The sequence below is a fragment of the Baekduia sp. Peel2402 genome (assembly GCF_052567285.1).
In genome coordinates, this window is sequence record NZ_CP199582.1 from 2,732,821 (window position 1) to 2,750,573 (window position 17,753).

General features: G+C 71.8%; 16 protein-coding genes. 9 read left to right on the forward strand and 7 right to left on the reverse strand.

Annotated elements, in window-relative coordinates:
• Window positions 1–27: 27 nt before the first annotated feature.
• Window positions 28–1,770 (reverse strand): Ig-like domain-containing protein, encoded by a 1,743-nt coding sequence (locus tag ACT01A_RS13380; protein ID WP_445152757.1) that lies wholly within the window; start codon window positions 1,768–1,770, stop codon window positions 28–30.
• 135 nt (window positions 1,771–1,905) lie between these two features.
• On the opposite strand from ACT01A_RS13380, the gene ACT01A_RS13385 reads away from it, so the two are divergent.
• Window positions 1,906–3,420 carry an aldehyde dehydrogenase family protein gene (locus tag ACT01A_RS13385; RefSeq protein ID WP_445152758.1) on the forward strand — a complete coding sequence of 505 codons (1,515 nt, stop codon included), beginning with the start codon at window positions 1,906–1,908 and terminating at the stop codon, window positions 3,418–3,420.
• Window positions 3,421–3,430: 10 nt separating this feature from the next.
• Window positions 3,431–5,629, forward strand: a complete 2,199-nt coding sequence (locus ACT01A_RS13390; protein ID WP_445152759.1) for a diguanylate cyclase domain-containing protein — start codon at window positions 3,431–3,433, stop codon at window positions 5,627–5,629.
• A 9-nt stretch (window positions 5,630–5,638) separates the two neighbouring features.
• Here the strand turns inward: ACT01A_RS13390 and ACT01A_RS13395 are convergent, their stop codons facing one another.
• From ACT01A_RS13395 to ACT01A_RS13405, 3 genes are read right to left on the reverse strand one after another with little or no spacing between them, the layout of a single operon-like run.
• Window positions 5,639–7,285 carry a thiamine pyrophosphate-binding protein gene (locus ACT01A_RS13395; protein ID WP_445152760.1) on the reverse strand — a complete coding sequence of 549 codons (1,647 nt, stop codon included), beginning with the start codon at window positions 7,283–7,285 and terminating at the stop codon, window positions 5,639–5,641.
• 14 nt (window positions 7,286–7,299) lie between these two features.
• A complete protein-coding gene (locus tag ACT01A_RS13400) occupies window positions 7,300–8,238 on the reverse strand; it encodes an NAD(P)-dependent oxidoreductase (protein ID WP_445152761.1) in 939 nt (312 codons plus the stop codon).
• A complete protein-coding gene (locus ACT01A_RS13405; RefSeq protein ID WP_445152762.1) occupies window positions 8,235–9,482 on the reverse strand; it encodes a tetratricopeptide repeat protein in 1,248 nt (415 codons plus the stop codon). The genes ACT01A_RS13400 and ACT01A_RS13405 overlap by 4 nt, the downstream gene beginning before the upstream one ends.
• Window positions 9,483–9,504: 22 nt before the next feature.
• Here ACT01A_RS13405 and ACT01A_RS13410 point away from each other — a divergent pair, with 22 nt between their 5' ends.
• Window positions 9,505–10,491, forward strand: coding sequence for a UDP-N-acetylmuramate dehydrogenase (locus tag ACT01A_RS13410; protein WP_445152763.1), 987 nt, complete (start codon window positions 9,505–9,507; stop codon window positions 10,489–10,491).
• 48 nt (window positions 10,492–10,539) lie between these two features.
• The gene (gene ettA / locus ACT01A_RS13415) at window positions 10,540–12,198 is read left to right on the forward strand and encodes an energy-dependent translational throttle protein EttA (RefSeq protein WP_445152764.1); all 1,659 of its coding nucleotides are present in this window, start codon (window positions 10,540–10,542) and stop codon (window positions 12,196–12,198) included.
• Window positions 12,199–12,268: 70 nt separating this feature from the next.
• Here the strand turns inward: ettA and ACT01A_RS13420 are convergent, their stop codons facing one another.
• The gene (locus ACT01A_RS13420; protein ID WP_445152765.1) at window positions 12,269–12,604 is read right to left on the reverse strand and encodes a hypothetical protein; all 336 of its coding nucleotides are present in this window, start codon (window positions 12,602–12,604) and stop codon (window positions 12,269–12,271) included.
• A 35-nt stretch (window positions 12,605–12,639) separates the two neighbouring features.
• Between ACT01A_RS13420 and ACT01A_RS13425 the strand changes: the two genes are divergently transcribed.
• From ACT01A_RS13425 to ACT01A_RS13435, 3 genes are all read left to right on the forward strand, one after another.
• A complete protein-coding gene (locus tag ACT01A_RS13425; RefSeq protein WP_445152766.1) occupies window positions 12,640–13,482 on the forward strand; it encodes a DsbA family protein in 843 nt (280 codons plus the stop codon).
• Between the two features lie 73 nt (window positions 13,483–13,555).
• On the forward strand, window positions 13,556–14,080 hold the full coding sequence (gene mntA, locus ACT01A_RS13430) for a type VII toxin-antitoxin system MntA family adenylyltransferase antitoxin (protein ID WP_445152767.1): 525 nt from the start codon (window positions 13,556–13,558) through the stop codon (window positions 14,078–14,080).
• Between the two features lies 1 nt (window position 14,081).
• The gene (locus ACT01A_RS13435; protein WP_445152768.1) at window positions 14,082–14,612 is read left to right on the forward strand and encodes a hypothetical protein; all 531 of its coding nucleotides are present in this window, start codon (window positions 14,082–14,084) and stop codon (window positions 14,610–14,612) included.
• Here ACT01A_RS13435 and ACT01A_RS13440 read toward each other — a convergent pair.
• Entirely contained in the window at window positions 14,609–15,334 is a 726-nt protein-coding gene (locus tag ACT01A_RS13440) for an HAD family hydrolase (protein WP_445152769.1), read from the reverse strand. The two genes, ACT01A_RS13435 and ACT01A_RS13440, sit on opposite strands and share 4 nt — an antisense overlap.
• A 135-nt stretch (window positions 15,335–15,469) precedes the next feature.
• Here ACT01A_RS13440 and ACT01A_RS13445 point away from each other — a divergent pair, with 135 nt between their 5' ends.
• The gene (locus ACT01A_RS13445) at window positions 15,470–16,021 is read left to right on the forward strand and encodes an RNA polymerase sigma factor (protein WP_445152770.1); all 552 of its coding nucleotides are present in this window, start codon (window positions 15,470–15,472) and stop codon (window positions 16,019–16,021) included.
• A 30-nt stretch (window positions 16,022–16,051) separates the two neighbouring features.
• Here the strand turns inward: ACT01A_RS13445 and ACT01A_RS13450 are convergent, their stop codons facing one another.
• Window positions 16,052–17,107: a M42 family metallopeptidase gene (locus ACT01A_RS13450; protein WP_445152771.1), complete on the reverse strand. Its 1,056-nt coding sequence runs from the start codon at window positions 17,105–17,107 to the stop codon at window positions 16,052–16,054.
• A 240-nt stretch (window positions 17,108–17,347) separates the two neighbouring features.
• On the opposite strand from ACT01A_RS13450, the gene ACT01A_RS13455 reads away from it, so the two are divergent.
• On the forward strand, window positions 17,348–17,746 hold the full coding sequence (locus tag ACT01A_RS13455; protein ID WP_445152772.1) for a response regulator: 399 nt from the start codon (window positions 17,348–17,350) through the stop codon (window positions 17,744–17,746).
• The last annotated feature ends 7 nt before the right edge of the window (window positions 17,747–17,753 follow it).

A 17,753-nucleotide genomic window follows, 5' to 3' on the forward strand; every position in this document is an offset into this window, starting at 1 on the left:
GCCGCCCACCGTACTACCGAAGAGCTACTACTTCACCTTGAACGTCAGGAACTTGGACGTGGCCTTCTTCCAGGGCGCCTGGCCCTGGTAGACGACGCGCACGCGCCAGGTGCCCTTGTTCTTCAGCTTGGTCTTGAACGTGAAGGGCTTGTTGGCCGGCTTCAGCCCGCCGGCCAGCTTGCGGAACTTGCCCTTCTTGTTCTTGAACTGCCACTCGACGGCGACCTTGCCGCCCAGCGAGGGCACCGCGGCACCCTTCAGCGCCTTGACGGCCGCCGCGCGCGAGATCGACCCGGAGACCGTGCACACGCGCTTCTTGGTGCACTTGACCTTCTTGGTCTTCAGCTTGACCGTCGGCGTCAGCGTCGACTTCAGCGAGGACGCGTTGACCTTGACGACCGGCACCTGGACGGTCTGCGTGTTGCCGTTCTTGTCCAGGGCCGTGACGATGACCGTGTGCGCGCCGAGCGCGAGCTTGCCCGAGCCCTGCCACGGCGCCAGCCCGACCGGCACGTTGTTGGCCAGGCCGTCGGTGAAGTTGCGGATCTCGAGGTTGGTGTCGTAGGCGAACGTGATGCGCGCGACCCCGACGCCGCCGTCGGTCGCCGCGGCCTGCAGGTCGAGCTTGTCGACGAACTGCTGGCCCGGCGTCGGCTTGATGACCCGGATCGAGGGCGCGTCGAAGTCGCCGCACGTCGCGGCGCTGCCGCCGTTGGCGGCGGTCACCGCCTTGAAGGCGTTCAGCGACGGCTTGGCCGCGCCGTTCGTGTGGGTCAACCCGTAGTGGTTGAGCTCATCGACGGAGTTGCCGCTCAGGTCGCGCAGCGTGAACCAGTCGGCCTTCTGCACGTAGGGGTCGTTGGCCAGGCACTCATAGGCCTTGGTCAGGAACGTGGCCTGATCGGCCTCGCTGACGCCGGACGGCTTCTTGCCGGCCCACTCGCCGCGGGTGCAGGAGGTCGGTCCGCCACCCGTCGAGGACCAGCCGAGCTCGCTCATCCAGATCGGCTTGTTGGCGTCGCCGTTGGCCGCCATGACGTCGTGGACGGTCCGGTAGCCGAGGAACGTGTAGCGGGCGAGCTTGCCGTCCTCGCGGTAGAACGCGTCCGGGCCGCGGTCCAGGCACGCGGTGTCGGTGTGCACCGCGACGACGTCGAAGCTGCTCCCGGCGCCGAGGCTGTAGAGGCCCTGGATCCACTGGTAGTTGTTGCCCGTGGTCGGGCCGGAGACGACTGCGGCGCGCGGGTCGGCGGCCTTGAGCGCGGTGTAGGAGGCCTTCAGCAGCGCGGCGTAGCGGCCGGCGTCCGGGCCCGGATGCCAGAACTGGTTCTCGTCGGGCTCGTTCCAGACCTCGTAGCCGGCGACGTCGCCGATGGTCTTGTTGTGGGCGGCGAAGGCCCCGATGAAGTTCGCGTAGTCCTGCGGGTCGTTCGGCGGCACGAGCTGGTCGGCGACGCCGTTAGCCCACGAGGGCGTGTTGAGCACGACGAACAAGGGCTTGGCCCCGGCCGCGTTGAGCTGCTGGATCGCGGCGTCGTAGAGCGGCCCGGTGCCGCCTGCGGGCGTGTAGGTGCCACGCCCGCCGGACTCCAGCTCGGCCCACGAGACGAACAGACGGACCGACTTCGCGCCGGTCGCCAGCGCCTCGGCGAGCGTCGCGTGGTCGGGCGAGGAGGCGTTGACGCCGGGCTCCGCCGCGTGGGCTGTGGTCGTCGGGATCGCGAAGGCCGCGAGGGCGACGACGGAGGTCAGGATCTTTGGGATGCGCATAGGAGAGAAAGGGGTCCGTCCGGACGCAGGCGCGGCGAATCGTGCCCCTTTGGCCAGGAGATCGGAAATCGAGGACCGTACTTGAACCCTGGTGGTCAAGCACCGGACATTTCGGGCCCCTGTAGCTTGCCGCCCATGTCCGCCGCCGTGCGTCTGACCTCCACCAACCCCGCGCAACTCGATGACGTCGTCTTCGACGGTCCAGTCGCGGACGCCGACGCGTTCGTGGCCGCGGCACGCGCCGCCCGCGCGGCTCAGCCGGCGTGGGCGCAGGTCCCGGCGCCGCGGCGCGGACGGGCGATCCAGCAGATCGGCCGGATCGTCGAGGCCAACAAGGAGGCGCTCGCCCGCCTGGTCACGCGCGAGATCGGCAAGCCCTACGCGGAGGCGTTGGGTGAGGTCCAGGAGATCGTCGACACGTGCGACTTCTTCCTCGGCGAGGGGCGCCGGCTCTACGGCCAGACCGTGCCGAGCGAGATGCCCGACAAGCAGCTGTTCACCTTCCGCGTCCCGGTCGGCGTGGCGGCGATCGTCACCGCCGGCAACTTCCCGGTCGCGGTCCCGGCCTGGTACCTGGTGCCGGCGCTGCTGTGCGGCAACACCGTGGTGTGGAAGCCGGCCGACTACACGCCTGCGCTCGGCGAGGCGCTGACGCAGCTGTTCGTCGCGGGCGGCCTGCCCGAGGGCGTGCTGAACCTGGTGCTGGCCGACGGCCCGGCGACGTTCGCCGGCCTGGAGCGCGCGCTGGACGAGGGCCTGGTCGACAAGGTCGGCTTCACGGGGTCAAGCGCGGTCGGGCGCGAGATCGGCGCGCTGTGCGGCCGCCACCTGCAGTCGCCGTGCCTGGAGCTGGGCGGCAAGAACCCGATGGTGGTGACCGCCGACGCGGATCTCGACCTCGCGGTGGAGGGCGCGCTGTTCGGCGGCTTCGGGACGGCGGGCCAGCGCTGCACGTCGCTGGGGACGGCGATCGTGGCGGCGCCGGTCTACGAGCAGTTCGTGGCCAAGCTGACGCGGGCCGTGGAGAGCGCGCCAATCGGCGATCCCACGCAGGACGTGCTCTACGGGCCGATGATCGACGAGAAGTTCTTGTCGCGGTTCGTGGACGACCACCTGGGGCTGATCCGCGAGCACCACTCGGTCAGCGGCTCGACGGCCGTCGGGCGTGTGACCGCAGACGCGCCGCGCGCGGGCTTCGTGGGTGACTTCGAGGCCGGGTTGTACGTCCACCCCACGATCGTCGCCGGCGTGCGGATCGACGACGAGCTCGCCAACACCGAGACGTTCGGGCCGCTCGTCGGGGTCGCCAAGTACGAGGACTTCGACGAGGCGATCGCGTTCGCCAACGGCCACGGCTACGGGCTGTCGTCGGCGATCTACACGCGCGACCCCACGCTGGCGTTCCGCTTCCGGGAGCGCGTGAGCGCCGGGATGGTGTCCGTCAACAACTCCACGAGCGGCGCCGAGGCGCACCTGCCCTTCGGCGGCAACGGCAAGTCCGGCAACGGCTCGCGGCAGTCCGGCGTCTGGGTGCTGGACCAGTTCACGCGCTGGCAGTCGCTGAACTGGGACTACGCGGGCAAGCTCCAGAAGGCGCAGATGGACGTGCAGGACGTCGCCGCCGATCTTGACTTCCGGCTCGGCGGGTAAGAGAGACGCGATGTCCGTCCCCGATCTCGAGGGCCTGACGGCGATCGTCGTCGTCGAGCCGGAGCCCGGCCTGCCGATCTGCTGGGTCAGTCCCGGCTTCGAGCTGCTGACCGGCTACGGCGCGTCCGAAGTCCTGGGCCGCAACGCCAAGCTTCTCCAAGGTCCGCACACCGACCCGCGTGCGGTGAGCATCCTGACCGAGGCGATCGCCGCCGGCCGCGACGCCTACGTGACGCTGCTGAACTACCGCGCCGACGGCACGCCGTTCTGGAACGAGGTCGCGATCGCGCCGCAGCGCGACCCGAGCTCCGGCGCGATCCTGCGCTGGCTGGGCACGCAGCGCGACGTCACCGACCGGATGCGCGCGAGCGCCCGGCTGCACGAGCTCGCCTACTACGACGCGCTGACCGGGCTGGCGAACCGCAGCGCGCTGCACGACGACCTGCGCTCTTCGATGCACCGCGCGCGCGTGCAGGAGACCGAGCTGGCGCTGTTGCAGATCGACCTCGACGACTTCCACACCGTCAACGAGAAGTGGGGCCACCCGGCCGGCGACGCGCTGCTGCGCGCGGCGACCGAGCGGCTGAAGTCGGTGATCCGCCCGCAGGACCTGCTGGCGCGCCTAGGCGACGACGAGTTCGCGCTGTTGTTGAAGGACTTGCCGGCGGGAGAAGGCGAGCGCGTGGCGCGCGAGCTCGGCGCCCGGATCCTGTCGGCGGTGCGCGAGGAGCCGCATGTCGTCGGTGATCTGCGGCTGGAGACGCGCGTCTCGATCGGCGTCGGCGTCTTCCGCCAGGGCACGACGACGTCCGCCGCCGACCTGCTGCACGACGCCGACGCGGCGACGCAGGGCGCGAAGGCCGCGGGCAAGGACACGCTGCGCGTGCACCGCACGCCGACCGGCGAGGCCGTGCTCGTCCCCGACGACGCGTTTGACCCCAAGAACGCCGGCCGCGAGCTGGAGCGCGTGCTCGGCGAGGGCGGCTTGACCGCGGTCTTCCAGCCGATCGTCGAGCTGGAGTCCGAGGAGATCGTCGGCTACGAGGCGCTGGCGCGCGGGCCGGAGGGCTCGTCGCTGCACCGCCCCGACCGGCTGTTCGCGGCCGCCGCGGCGGCGGGCCGGACGGTCGAGGTCGACTGGGCCTGCCGGATCACCGCGGTGCGCGCGGCGCTGGCGGCCGGGCTGGGCCGCGGCGGGTCGTTGTTCCTGAACTCGGAGCCGGCGGCGATCGACGCGCCGTGCCCGCCGGAGCACGCGGAGCTGTGGGCGCGCGCGACGGCGGAGCTGTCGCTGGTGATCGAGGTCACCGAGCGCGCGATCACCGCGCGGCCAGCGGAGCTGTCGCGCGTGCTGAGCGACCAGCGCGCGGCAGGCCATGTCATTGCCTTGGACGACCTCGGCGCCGACGTGCGGTCGCTGGCGCTGTTGCCGTTGATCGCGCCCGACGTCATCAAGTTGGACCTGTCCTTGGTGCAGGACCGGCCGTCGACCGACCAGGCCGCGATCGTCTCCGCGGTCGCCGCCGAGCACGAGCGCACCGGCGCGCAGATCCTCGCCGAGGGGATCGAGAACGACGAGCACGCGGCGATCGCCCGGACGCTGGGCGCGTCGCTGGGCCAGGGCTGGCGCTACGGGCGACCCGGACCGCTGACGCCGCCGCTGCCGGTGTCGCGCGTGCGGCGCACGACGGTCTTCGTGGAGCCGCCGCCGGGCGACACGCCGTTCGCGGTGGTGAGCGAGGCGCGCGGCGGCGCGGTCGCCGAGGCAACCAAGCGCTTGTTGTTGCCGATGAGCCATCACTTGGAACACCGCGCGCAGCGGATCGGCGAGGGCGCGGTCGTCTTGTCCGCCTTCCAGGAGGCGCGTCACTTCACGCCGGCGACCGCCCGCCGCTACGAGACTCTGGCGCGCCGCGCGTCTTTGGTCGCCGCCTTCGGCGTGGGGTTGCCGGAGGAGCCCGTCCACGGCGTGCGCGGCACTCAGCTGGAGGCCGACGACGTGCTGGCCGGCGAGTGGTCGGTGATCGTGCTGGGCCCGCACTTCGCCGGCGCGCTGGTCGCCCGCGACCTCGGCGACACCGACGCCGACGACCGCGACCGCCGCTTCTCGTTCTCCACCGTCTACGACCGACCGCTGGTCATCGCGGCCGCCCGGACGTTGTTGTCGCGGATCGCGCCGCGCGAGCGCGCTGAGCTGCCGGACGCCTAGCGGCGGCGTCTAGCCCAGGCCCGCGAGCGGGTCGGGCGGGTGGGCCCAGATCGGCGGGCCGGTGCGGTGCCAGCGGGGCGAGGTCGTCGGCGGCGGCGCGAGTTGCGCGCGGGCGACCAGGAGCGAGGGCGCGGGGTCGGCGAGGTGCTCGGCCAGCGTGGCAGCGAAGTCGTCGCTCAGGCCGTCGACGCGCGAGGCGCGGATCCCGAAGGACTCGGCGAGCACGACGAAGTCCGGCGTGGCGAGGTCGACGCCGTAGGGCTCGACGCCGGAGTGGCGCTGGTCGAAGCGCAGCATGCCGTAGCCGCCGTCGTCGACCACGAGCGCGGTGAGCGGCAGCTGCTCCTGCTTGGCGGTCGCCAGCTCGCCGACGGCGAAGAGGAAGCCGCCGTCGCCGGAGACGCTGAGCGTGGGGCCGGCCGCGGCGGCGCCGAGCGCGGCCGGGAAGGCGTAGCCGAGCGTGCCCCAGCCCATCGGGTACTGGAACTTTCGCGGACCCGCGGGCGCGTGCATCGCCGACAGCCAGTAGCCGGGGATGCACATGTCGACCACCACCGTGACGTCATCGGGGACGACGCGGGCGAAGGCCTCCAGGAACCGGATCTCCTCCGGATGGTCGCCGCGGACCGCGCCGCGCGCCCGGCGGCGGACCGTGGTCAGGTCCGCCCAGACCGGCGCGTCGGCCGGTGGCAGGCCGAGCGCCAGCGCGTGCGCGGCGGCGGCCGCGTCGCCCTGGACCACCGCGTCGGCCACGTAGTTCTTGGTGGCGTCGGCCGGGTCGACGTTCAAGGCAATCACCTTGGGTGGCCGCGGCAGCCGCCAGTTCATGGTGTTCATGCCGTCGAGATCTGAGCCGATCGCGATCAGCACGTCGCACGTGTCCCACAGCTCGCCGACCGCGGGCAGGTGCGGCGGCAGCAGCACCGCGCGTGGGTCCTCGCGGCCGACCAGGCCTTTGGCCGTGTAGGTGGTGATGATCGGCGCCCCGAGCCGCCGCGCCAGCTCGGCGACCTCCGGACCCGCGTCGATCGCGCCGCCGCCCGCCCAGACCAGCGGCTTCCAGCACGAGGCCAGGATCTCCGCCGCTTCGGCGACGCCTTCGGGCTCCTCGTCGACGACGTCGACCGCGAACTCCCCGACGTCCCAGCGCGGGCCGGTCGCCGACAGCCGGTCGGTCGGGATCTCCACGAACACCGGCCGCCGCGGCGCCTCGCGGGCCACCGCGACCGCGCGCTCGACGTCGGCCGGGTCGTCGAGGCGGAACGTCTCCTTGACGACGGTGTCGAACAGCGCGCGCTGATCGGCGGCCTCGTGCAGCGCGCCGCCGACGATCCCCGGCCGCTTCAACGACGTCGGGATGTCGGTGGCGATCACGACGATCGGCGACCGCGACGCCCACGCCTCCCCCACCGCGCCGAGCGTGTTCGCCGCGCCCGGGCCGGTCGTGACGAGCGCGACGCCGACCTCGCCGGTCGCCCGCGCGTAGCCGTCGGCCGCGTAGGCGGCGGCCTGCTCGTGCCGGACGCCGATCAGCCGGATCGACGAGTTGCGCAGGGCCTCCCACGCGGGCAGGTTGTGGACGCCGGGCAGGCCGAAGACGACCTTGACGCCCGCGCGCTCCAGCCCTGCCACCAGCGCGTCGGCACCCGTCGCCATCGTCCGCGTGGTCCTCAGTACCCGCCGGTGATGACGTTGACCAGCGGCTCGCCGCGGGCGAAGCGGCCGAGCTGATCGGCGACCAGGCGCCAGGCGGCGCGGTCGGAGCCGGGAGTGTCGCCGGCGACGTGCGGGCTGAGCATCAGGCCGGGAGCGTCCCACAACGGGTGGTCGGGCGGGAGCGGCTCGGGGTCGACGACGTCGAGGATCGCGCGCAGGCGGCCGCGGCGCAGCTCCTCGATCAAGGCGTAGGTGTCGGTCGTCGCCCCGCGGCCGAGGTTGATGTACAACGCGCCGTCGGCCATGTGCGACAACATGGTTGCGTCGACCACGCGCTTGGTGTCCGGCGTCAGCGGCAGCAGGTTGACGACGGCCGTCGCCCAGCCCAGCACGTCCGGCGCGTCCTCCATCGCCACCACGCCCTCGGCCGGCCGCGCGCGCCGCGCGATGCCGCGGACCTCGGTGCCAAAGGGCTTCAACAACGTCTCCAGATCGCGGCCGGAGGCGCCGTGGCCGAGGACCGCGACGCGCACGTCGCTCAAGTCGTAGATGTCCAAGCGCTTCCAGCGCCGCGCGGCCTGCGCCTCGGCGAACGGCCGCACCTGCTTGAGGTCGGCCAGCAGCGCGGCGATGACCCACTCCGCCATCGCGCGGTCGCGGGCGCCGCGCGCGTTGCAGAGCGTCACGCCCTCCGGCACGCGGTCCAGGAACCACTCGACGCCGGCGCTCAGCAGCTGGACGACCTCCAGCGCGGGCAAGGCCTCCATGTCGATCTCGACGCCGTAGGCCGGGACCGCGAAGCGGACGTCGTCGCGCGGCGCGTCGACCAGCTCGACGTTCTCGGGCAGCGACGCAGCGAGGCGATCGCGCCCGTCGCTGCCGGACGCGACGCCGAGGTTGTCCCGTCCCGCGCCGGTCGGGATGTAGGCGACGACGCGCTCGGCGGCGCTCATGCGGCCGGAAGCACCCGGGGCTGCGCGGCGCGGAGGCGCTCCAGCAGGTCGGCGACCTCGTCGTTCTCCGGCGCGAGACGCAGGGCGCGCTCGGCGGCGGCGATGGCGTCGGACACGCGGTCGGTGCGGGCCAGCGCGTGCGCGTGGCGCGACCACGCCTCGGCGTGCTCGCCGTCGATCAGCGTCGCCTGCTCGGTCGCGGTGACCTCGCCGCCGAGGTCGCCGAGCAAGTGGTAGGCCAACGCGAGGTCGAGCAGGCCTTCGACGGTCGGGCCGATCTCACGGGCGCGCGCCAGCGCCTCGCGGGCGCCGTCGGCGTCCATCAGGCGCAGGCGCAAGCGGCCGACGCGCTCCCAGGCGCCCGCGTCGCTCGGGCCGAGCTGGGCGGCGCGCAGGGCGGCGTCGGCGGCGAGGTCGTAGGCGCGCATGTCCTCGTAGATGCGCGCGGCGTAGCGCTGTGCCGTAGGCCGCGTCGGGTCGGCGCGGATCCAGTCGCGGACGCTGCGGCCCGCCGCCGCCAGCTGGCCCGCCTGCCAGAACGCGAGCGTCAGCAGGCGCAGCACGGAGATGTTGGTGGACTCGGCGTCGCGCGCGTAGATCAGGCGCTGGGCGGCGAGCGCGTAGTCGCCCTCGGCCATCGCGTGCTGGGCGGCGGTGACGAAGCGCTGCACGCGCTCGTGGCCGGGGTCCGGCTTGGAGAAGTCGACGAACTGGAGCGAGCCCGCCGGGACCGTGCGGACGCCGGGCTGGAAGCGCACGCGCGCCCACTGCTGGATGTCGTCGCCATCGCCGGTGAAGTAGATGCCCGCGACCTCGCCGACGCCCCACTCCGGGTAGGACAGGCAGCGCGCGTAGCGGTGGACGACCGAGTGGTCGGGGACGCGCGCGCCGAACGGGTCGTTCTGGCGGACGTCGGTCTCGTGGGCGCGGCGCGCCTGCTCCTCTTCGTAGGCCCGACGGCCAGCCTCGGCGCGGGCGGCACGCGCGGCGGCGGCGCTGACCTTGACGGCGTTCCTGCTGACCCGGCCACCGCGGGAGCCTTCCGCGAGGTTCTCCAGCTGGTCGGCGGCCTCGTTGATGGCCTTCAGATGGCGCTCGTGCTCGATCTGCTTGCCGGGCGGCGCGAGGTCCGGATGCCAGATCTTGGCCTGCTTGCGCCGCGCGAGCTGGACGTCGCGCTTCTCGAACGGCGGATCGAGCTCCAGGAGGAGCAGCGCCTGTTCGATGTCGAGGACCTGCGGCACGACCCACGAGGGTATCGGCCCATTGCGTAGGGTCCTAGCCGTCTTGTTGTTGTCCGACCTCACCACCCTGCGCCTCGGCGGCCCGGCGGGGCGCCTCGTCGAGGCGAGCGATGACGATGCGCTGATCGCCGCCGTGCGCGACGATCCCGGCGCGTTGCTGCTCGCCGGCGGCTCCAACGTCGTCGTGGGCGACGAGGGCGTGCCGACGGTGGTGCTGGTCCGCACGCGCGGGATCGAGCGCGAGGGCTCGGTGCTGCACGTCGCGGCGGGCGAGCCGTGGGATGAGCTCGTCGCGCGCGCGATCGCTGAGGGCCTGTCCGGGATCGAGTGCCTCAGCGGGATCCCCGGCTCGGTCGGCGCGACGCCGATCCAGAACGTCGGCGCTTACGGGCAGGAGGTGAGCGACACCATCATCTCGGTGCGCGTGTGGGACCGCGCGCGCGACGAGGTGATCGATTTGACCCCCGAGCAGTGCGGCTTCGGCTACCGCGACTCGATGTTCAAGCGGTCGCCGGGCGCCTACGTGGTGCTGCGCGTGTCGTTCGCGCTGCGCGACGACGCCACGCCGCGCCCGATCCGCTACGGCGAGCTGGCCGATGCCGTTGGCCCATCCCCTTCGCTGACCGACGTCCGCGCCGCGGTCCTGGGACTCCGCCGCGGCAAGGGCATGGTGTTAGACGCGGCCGACCACGACACGTGGAGCGCCGGCTCGTTCTTCACCAACCCCTTCGTGGCGCCGGACGCGCTGCCCGAGGGCGCGCCGCGCTGGGAGCAGCCCGATGGCCGCGTCAAGACCAGCGCCGCGTGGCTGATCCAACACGCCGGCTTTGCGCGCGGCCACGGCAACCCCGACGGCATCGCGATCTCGTCCAAGCACGTCCTCGCGCTCACCAACCGCGGCGGCGGCACCACGCGCGAGCTGCTCGCGCTCGCGCGCGAGATCCAGGACGGCGTGCAGCGCGCGTACGGCATCCGCCTGGAGCCCGAGCCCGTCTTCGTGCGGACCTGAAGGCGCGTGCGGTCAACCGCGGGATAGAGCGCCTATCCTGGAGCCTTCATGGCTCCTCAGTACGTCTTTCAGATGCAGCGGCTCACGAAGGCCTACGGGCCCGAGAAGCCGATCCTCAACGAGGTCACGCTGGCCTTCTACTCGGGCGCGAAGATCGGCGTGCTGGGCTACAACGGCGCCGGCAAGTCGACCCTCCTGAAGATCATGGCCGGGATCGACACCGACTTCCGCTCCGGCGAGGCGATGCTCGCCCCGGGCGCGACGGTCGGCATGCTCCAGCAGGAGCCCGAGCTCGACGAGACCAAGAACGCGCGCGACAACGTCCTGGACGGCGTCGCCGGCACCAAGGCGCTGATCGACCGCTTCAACGAGCTGGCCGCGAACTACTCAGACGAGGTCGCCGACGAGTTCGCCGAGCTGCAGGCCAAGATCGACGCGGCCGACGGCTGGAACCTCGACACGACGATCGACTACGCGATGGACGCGCTGCGCTGCCCGCCGCCCGACGCCGACGTCACCACGCTGTCCGGCGGCGAGCGCCGCCGCATCGCGCTCTGCCGCCTGCTGCTCAGCGCCCCCGACCTGCTGCTGCTCGACGAGCCGACGAACCACCTCGACGCCGAGTCGGTCTCGTGGCTGGAGCGCTACCTCGCCGACTACAAGGGCGCCGTCGTCGCGGTGACGCACGATCGCTACTTCCTGGACAACGTCGCCGGCTGGATCCTGGAGCTCGACCGCGGCCGCGGCATCCCCTACGAGGGCAACTACACCTCGTGGCTGGAGCAGAAGGAGAAGCGCCTGGAGATGCAGGAGCGGCGCGACCTCGCCAAGGAGCGGGTCATCAAGGCCGAGCTGGAGTGGGTCCGCAAGAACCCCAAGGGCCGCCAGACCAAGCAGAAGGCGCGCATCTCCAACTACGAGGCCTTGGTCGCCGAGGAGAAGAACATCAAGCTGGACGACGTCCAGATCCACATCCCGGTCGCGACGCACCTGGGCAACGTGGTGGTGCAGGCCGAGGGCCTGCGCAAGGGCTTCGGCGACAAGCTGCTGATCGAGGACCTCAACTTCGACCTGCCGCCCGGCGGCATCGTCGGCGTGATCGGCCCCAACGGCGCGGGCAAGACCACGTTGTTCAAGATGATCGCCGGCCGCGAGCAGCCCGACGAGGGCACGCTGCGCCTCGGCGACACGGTCCAGATCTCCTACGTCGACCAGTCACGCGACGCGCTGGACGACGAGAAGTCGGTCTGGGAGGAGATCTCCGGCGGGCTGGAGCAGATCACGGTCGGCACGCGCGTCATGAACTCGCGCGCCTACACGTCGGGCTTCAACTTCAAGAAGGCCGAGCAGCAGAAGCGCATCAAGATGCTCTCCGGCGGTGAGCGCAACCGCGTCCACCTCGCCAAGCTGCTGCGCACCGGCGGCAACCTGCTGCTGCTGGACGAGCCGACCAACGACCTCGACACGGACACGCTGCGCGCTTTGGAAGAGGCGCTGCTCAACTACGCCGGCTGCGCCGTGGTCATCTCCCACGATCGCTGGTTCTTGGATCGCATCGCGACCCACGTTCTGGCGTTCGAGGGCGACTCGAAGGTCACCTGGTTCGAGGGCAACTTCGAGGCCTACGAGGCGTGGCGGCACGAGACCCTCGGCGACGAGGCCGACCGCCCGCACCGCATCTCCTACAAGAAGCTCACGCGCACCTGAGCGCGTGAAGGCGCGGCGACGGGGCGGCGCCTTTCGGCAGGCCGCCCCTCGCACGCGAGTAGGAGTAGGACTACTTCGCGGACTTCGCCTTGGCCTTCGTCTTGCCGCCACGGCTCTTCGCGCGCGTCGCGGCGCCCTTCTTGGCCGCGGTGCTGCGCTTGGCCGCGTTCTTCTTGCGCGTCGCGGCCGCCTTCTTGGCCGCCTCGCTGCGCTTGCGGCGCCCGCCGAGGATGTCATCGCGGATCGCCGCGGTGGCGTCCTCGAGCTGCTCCAGCAGCTGACGGGCCTGCTTCTCGCCCTTCTTCGGACCGCCGCGCGCGCCCGCGATCGTCGTCGCGACCCGCTTGCGGATGCCATCAGCGTGAAGCCGGTCGATCAGGTCTTCCTGCTTTTGGTTCCTGGCCATGCTTCAAGGGCTACCCGGGTGGCTACCTTCGATGCATGCCCGCCGACGTCCTGATCACCGAGTACACCGATCCCGCCTGCCCGTGGGCGTTCAGCGCCGAGCCGTTTCGGCGGCGGTTGAACTGGCTCTACGGCGAGCAGGTCGAGTGGGAGGTCAAGCTGGTCGGGCTCTCCGACGGCACCGGCTCGTCGCCGTTCACGCCGGAGATGCTGAGCAACGCCTACAAGAAGATCTCGCACGAGCACAAGATGCCGATCGACACGCGCGTGCGCGAGCGGATGGCGGCCTCGGTGCCGGCCTGCCGCGCGGCCGTCGCGGCCCGGCTGAACGCAAGCTCCGATCAGACCCGCCGGCTGTTGCGCCGGCTGCGCGTGCGGACGATGTCCGGCGAGCTGCTCGACGCGCCCGAGACGATCGACGGCGCCGCGCGCGACGCCGGCATCGACCCCGAGCAACTGCACCGCTGGGTCGAGGACCCCGCGACGCAGGCCGCGCTCGACGAGGACATGGCCGCCGCCCGCCAGCCCATGCCCGCCGCCCGGGTTTTGGACGCCAAGCTCGCCAACTGGTCCGGCGGCCGCCGCTACACCTGTCCCTCCTACGAGATCGAACGCCGCGCCGACGGCGTCCGCATCGCCATCCCCGGCTTCCAGCCCTTCGCCGTCTACGACGTCATCACCGCCAACCTCGTCCCCGGCCTCACCCGCCGCCCCGCGCCCGAGACCGTCGAAGAGGTCCTCGAATGGACCGGCACACCCCTCGCCTCCATCGAGGTCGCCGTCGTCATGGACATCACCTTCGAAGACGCCCGCGAACGCCTCGGCCGCGTCGCCGTCGAGCAGCCGGTGGGCTTCGACGGCTTCTGGACGCTGCCGTAGTCCGCCTCGGCGATCGGCCATACAAGCGCCGATTATCGGCCACACGAGCCGCTACTATCGGCCATACAAGCTGATGGAGTCGCTGCGTCAACTCGCCCTCACCCTCGACGTGCCGGAACGCACGCTACGCCGCGCGGCCGTCGAGGGTCTGATCCGCGGCGAGCGCGTGAGCGAGCGCCGCTATCGAACGACCCTTCGCGAAGAGGACTACCTCCGCCGCCACTGGCCCGTGCTCCGGGAGCTGCGCGCGACGCTCCGCACCGAGCCGAGCGTACGTCTCGCCGTGCTTTTCGGCTCGGTCGCCCGTGGCGACGACCATCCCGGCTCCGACATTGACGTCGCCGTCGAGATGGGCAACGCCACACCAGGGCAGGTGGCCGAGGTCTCCGCGCGCCTCTCGGAGCGCCTCGACCGCGACGTTCAACTCGTCCGTTTTGCCGATGCTCGAGGTGCGCCAGCGCTGATGACCGACGTGCTCACTCATGGCCGCGTCCTGGTCGACCGCGATCGCCGCTGGGCGACGCTGCTCGCCGAGACGGCCGAGTGGCGCAACGCTCCGGCCGCCGACCCACTCGCCGATCTCCCCGAGCTGACCTGACGTGACGCCGGCCACGCCGCTAGAGGCGACCGACCCTGAGCGCGCGCGAATCCTCAAGCAGAAGATTCACGACCGCCTGACGGACGTGCGCCGACGCCTCACCGCGCTGCGTACCGCCATGGCGCGCTTCGGCGAGGACTTCGACCAGGACGCCTTCGTCAACGCCTACAACTCCGATGACCCCGACGCCCTGAACCTGGTGATGGCCGTCGAGCGCGGCGTTGATCAGCTCTATAACTACATGGCCGACCTGGCCTCCTTCGGCCTTGAGCTGGCCACCCTACGCGCGCGCGACGCCGCCCTCAATGCCCGCCGCGACTTCGACCATCTCCGTCGCGTAAAGGTTCTCTCCGGCGAGCGGACAGCCGACATCCAGCGGCTCCGCGAGCTCCGGCGCCTGCTCGTCCACGAGTACGCGCAGGCGACCGCTGTCCAGGTTCACGAAGCAGCAGGGATCACATCGCGCGTCGTCCCGATCTTCTTCAACGCCTACCGCGACTGGATCAAGACCGGGTTCGTCGTCCCGGGCTAGGACAGCCCCGGGATGCGTGTCAGCGCGACCGGGATCTCCCGCGCCATGTCGATGACGACGTCCGCGCCGTGAAGGTCGGTGGCGCGGAAGGGGCCGGTGGAGATGGCGATGACGTGGACGCCGTCGGCGCGGGCGCAGGCGATGTCGCGAGGTGTGTCGCCGATGACGACGGTGTTGGCTGCGTCGTAGTCGCCGTGGCGGGCGCGGGCGATCGCGGGGAGGTCGGAGCGGTCCTCCGAATCGGACCCGTAGCCGCCGGTGCCGCGGGCGAAGAACGTGCCGATGCCGGCAGCGTCGAGCTTGCGGCGGGCGACGCACTCGTAGTTGCCGGTCACCAGTGCCAGCTCGACGTCGTCGCGCGCGGCGAGCTTCTCCAGCACCTCGGGGACGCCGGGCGCGACGCGCTCGCTCAGATCGTCCGGGCAGCGCCGGGCGTACTCCTCGCAGGTGAGCATCTGGACGTCGCGGGCGCGGGCGTCGATGCGCTCGGCCGAGACGCCGGCCAGCGTCAGGATCGAGCGCGCGATCGCGTCGTCGGTGCGGCCCGCGGCCTCGACCTTCCCGACCGGGATCTCGGCCAGCCCGTGGATCTTGCGCAACGCGACGTACAAGGACTCCGCGTGCTCGCGCGAGGCCTTGATCATCAGCGTGCCGTCGATGTCGAAAAGCAGCAGCATCGGCAAGCGGAAGTAGACCACGTCCCGTCGCCGCGGCGCGTCCATCCAGTTATGCTCAGCATTGCCTTTTCAAAAAGGTCCCGCCGAGCGTTGTCGGCGGCCGCGATTTCTGCGAGGGTGGGTTCAAGGATGAAAACGGGGACGAGTTCGGTCAGGGAGCGGCCGCCCTGGCGTCCTGCCTTGGGCAGTGCGCTCGGCCGCAGCGCGGACGACACCGAGGCTTTCCGCGACTTCTACGTGGCCAACGTGCAGCGCGTAGTTGTCTTCTTCACGCGCCGGACCCTGAACGCCGAGGTCGCGCTCGACCTCACCGGGGAGACGTTCGCGGTGGCGCTGCAGCGCCGTCGCCAGTTCCGCGGCCGCACCGACGCCGAGGCCGAGGCCTGGCTGTTCGCGATCGCCCGCAGCCAGCTCTCGCACTTCTGGCGCCGCGGCGTCGCCGAGCGGCGCGCGCTGGAGCAGGTCGGGCTCGACCCGCCGTCGGTCCCCCACGCGGACCTGGAGCGGATCGAGGAGCTCGCCGGCCTGCCCGAGCTGCGCCGCCGCATGCAGCGCGCGATGGCCGGGCTGCAGCCGCAGCAGGCCTACGCGGTCGTGCAGCGGATTGTCGCCGAGCGCGAGTACGACGACCTCGCCGCCGAGCTCGGCGTCAGCCAGGATGTCGTCCGCGCCCGCGTCTCCCGCGGGCTGCGCGCGTTGGCTGCCTCGCGCGGGCTCAGCGCGGCGGCATAAGCCACCGCGCCCGCGCGGCGCGCCGCCGCCCTACCGCGCGAACGACGTGTCCGCTGCCAGCCCCTGCGCGAACGCCGCGATCAGCTTCGCCGCGTTGAGCACGTCGTCGAGCTGGATCAGCTCGACCGGCGAGTGCATGTAGCGCAGCGGCAGCGACACCAGCCCGCTCGGGATGCCGTTGCGCGAGATGTGGATCGCGTCCGCGTCGGTGCCCGTGAAGCGCGCGCTCGCGCTCAAGGTGTAGGCGATGCCCTCGGCGTCGGCGGTCTCGATCAGCTTCTCGCTGACGACCGGGTGGATCGTCGACCCGCGCTCGATCACCGGGCCGGAGCCCATCGGGTGCGAGCCGTTCTCCTTCTCATCGATCCCGGGCGCGTCGGTCGCGTGCGTCACGTCGACGACGATCGCCACGTCCGGCCGCACCGCGTGCGCGAACGTGCGCGCGCCCGCGAAGGTGATCTCCTCCTGGACGACCGCGGTCGCGATCACGTCGCCCGGCGCGCCGCCAGCCTCGGCGACCAGCCGCGCGGCCTCGTAAGCCACGAAGCAGCCGAGGCGGTTGTCCAGCGCGCGCGCCGCGATCCGGTCGTTGGGCAGCTCGACCGGATCGCCGGAGATCACCGCGACGTCGCCGATCCGCACCAGCGCCTTGGCCTCGTCGCCGTCCTTGGCGCCGATGTCGATGTGCAGGTCCTTGATCTCGGCCGCGCGCTTGCGCTCGTCGTCCTTGAGCAGGTGGATCGGCTTCTTGCCGACCACGCCCGGGATGACGCCGGCGCGCGTGGAGACCTCGACGCGCTGGCCGACCAGGATCACGGGATCCCAGCCGCCGACGCCGATGAAGTTGAGGTAGCCCTTGTCGTCGATGTGCGTGACGATCAGGCCGATCTCGTCGATGTGCCCGACGATCGCGACGCTCTTGCCCCCGCCGGTGCCGGCGACGCGCGCGGTCACCGACCCCATCGTGTCGGTCTCGACCGCGGCGAACGGCGCGCACGCGTCGGCAAACGCCTTGGCGGGCGCGGTCTCGTAGCCGGACGGGCCGGTCGCGGTCAGCAGGGAGCGCAGGACATCGGGGAGAGGCACGGCGCGGAGGCTACCGCGCGCGCGACCAGCGTTCAGCAGCGGCGCACGCGAGCAGCTCCGCCTCGACGCTCAGGGCCATGGCGGCCGACCAGTTGCGGTCCTGGCTGGGCACGCACGCGCCGATCCGGCGCGAAGCCGCCTGATCCGGCGTAACGTCTCGGTGGGCAGCCCCGTCTTTATAGGGGGAAGCCCGTATCGACAGGCCGACCCGCGCCGGTCAGAGTCCGACCCGGCAGCACCATGATCCGCGTTCTTGTCGTCGACGACCACCCCGTCTTGCGAGCTGGACTCGAGGCCGTCCTGCGGGCCGAGCCGGGCTTCCGCTGCGTGGGCGGCGCCGAGGACGGCGAGGCGATGTGGCGGCTGTGGAACCGCCACCGCCCGGACGTCGTCGTGCTCGACCACCGCCTCGGCGACGAGGACGGCGTCGAGCTGTGCCGCCAGCTGCGCGCCGAGCGTGAGCCGCCGTCGGTCCTGCTCTACACGGCCGACCCGTCGCGGCAACTGGAGACCGCGGCGCAGGCGGCCGGTGCCGCGGGGATCGTCGACAAGTCGGTCGACGTCGACGCGCTGTTCGACGCGATCCGTTTGGCGGGCCGCCGCCCCGGGGCTGGTACCTCGGAAGCGGCGGTCGCCTAGATCTTTG

Coding starts and splice junctions, on each gene's coding strand:
- ACT01A_RS13380 (WP_445152757.1), bottom strand. CDS start 1,770: ATGCGCATCCCAAAGATCCTGACCTCCGTCGTCGCCCTCGCGGCCTTC.
- ACT01A_RS13385 (WP_445152758.1), top strand. CDS start 1,906: ATGTCCGCCGCCGTGCGTCTGACCTCCACCAACCCCGCGCAACTCGAT.
- ACT01A_RS13390 (WP_445152759.1), top strand. CDS start 3,431: ATGTCCGTCCCCGATCTCGAGGGCCTGACGGCGATCGTCGTCGTCGAG.
- ACT01A_RS13395 (WP_445152760.1), bottom strand. CDS start 7,285: ATGGCGACGGGTGCCGACGCGCTGGTGGCAGGGCTGGAGCGCGCGGGC.
- ACT01A_RS13400 (WP_445152761.1), bottom strand. CDS start 8,238: ATGAGCGCCGCCGAGCGCGTCGTCGCCTACATCCCGACCGGCGCGGGA.
- ettA (WP_445152764.1), top strand. CDS start 10,540: ATGGCTCCTCAGTACGTCTTTCAGATGCAGCGGCTCACGAAGGCCTAC.
- ACT01A_RS13420 (WP_445152765.1), bottom strand. CDS start 12,604: ATGGCCAGGAACCAAAAGCAGGAAGACCTGATCGACCGGCTTCACGCT.
- ACT01A_RS13425 (WP_445152766.1), top strand. CDS start 12,640: ATGCCCGCCGACGTCCTGATCACCGAGTACACCGATCCCGCCTGCCCG.
- mntA (WP_445152767.1), top strand. CDS start 13,556: ATGGAGTCGCTGCGTCAACTCGCCCTCACCCTCGACGTGCCGGAACGC.
- ACT01A_RS13440 (WP_445152769.1), bottom strand. CDS start 15,334: ATGGACGCGCCGCGGCGACGGGACGTGGTCTACTTCCGCTTGCCGATG.
- ACT01A_RS13455 (WP_445152772.1), top strand. CDS start 17,348: ATGATCCGCGTTCTTGTCGTCGACGACCACCCCGTCTTGCGAGCTGGA.